Source organism: Acinetobacter sp. V2 (assembly GCF_001188385.1).
In the GTDB taxonomy this organism is placed as follows: Bacteria; Pseudomonadota; Gammaproteobacteria; order Pseudomonadales; family Moraxellaceae; genus Acinetobacter; species Acinetobacter oleivorans.
The window spans coordinates 219,016-219,936 of the sequence record NZ_JZFB01000003.1; the positions used below are offsets into that span (position 1 = coordinate 219,016).

General features: G+C 38.2%; 1 protein-coding gene. It reads left to right on the forward strand.

Annotation, left to right across the window (positions count from 1 at the left end):
* On the forward strand, window positions 1-921 hold a 921-nt coding region (locus UC75_RS21455), incomplete at both ends, for an ABC transporter substrate-binding protein (protein WP_228137323.1).

The window sequence follows — 921 nt, forward strand, 5'->3', positions numbered from 1 at the left end:
CGTCACCACAACCCGATTGCCACTGAAAGTTATGTTTTTAACACACGACGAAAACCTTTAAATGATATTCGTTTTAGACAAGCTTTAACCTATGCCTATGATTTTGAATGGCAAAATAAAGCTTTGTTTTATGGTCAATATCAACGTCTTCAAAGTTATTTTGAAAATAGTGAATTAGCAGCAACGGGTCGACCTTCAAAAACTGAATTAGAGTTGTTAAAACCGTTATTGCCTAAGTTATCTCCGCTCATGCAACAAGGTGTTTTAGCCGACTGGAAATATCCAGTGTCGGATGCAAGTGGCTTTAATCGTCAGAACTTGTTAACTGCACGGCAATTACTCATACAGGCTGGCTATAAAGTTAAAGAAGGGCAGCTATTTACACCAGAAGGAAAAAAAGTTCAGCTTGAGTTTTTAATTCAGCAAGATGGTAAACAACGAACACTTTTACCTTTTATTCGTAACCTAAAAAAGTTAGGCATTGCAGTTAATTTGCGTCAGGTCGATGCTCCGCAATATTTAGAACGGACTCGCCGTTACGATTTTGATATGACCACGATGAATCTGCCGCAATCTCTCAACCCGGGAAATGAACAAACTCAGTTTTGGGGAAGTATCGCCGCAGCGCAGGATGGAAATTACAATTATGCAGGGATTCGCAACCCAATAATTGATCAAGTGATTTCAAAACTTGTTGCAAGTAAAAGCCGTGAACAACAGATTATTTATACTCGCATTCTCGATCGATTGCTTAGAGCTGGTTATTATCAAATTCCGACCTATGGTAAAGGTGAAAACTGGTATGCTTATTGGAATATGTATCAACAACCTAAAGTTAAACCAGCACTTTCTTCTGGAATAGAATATTGGTGGAGTGATGCAAACAAAGCCAAAACAGTTGCCAAATATTTACATCAACAA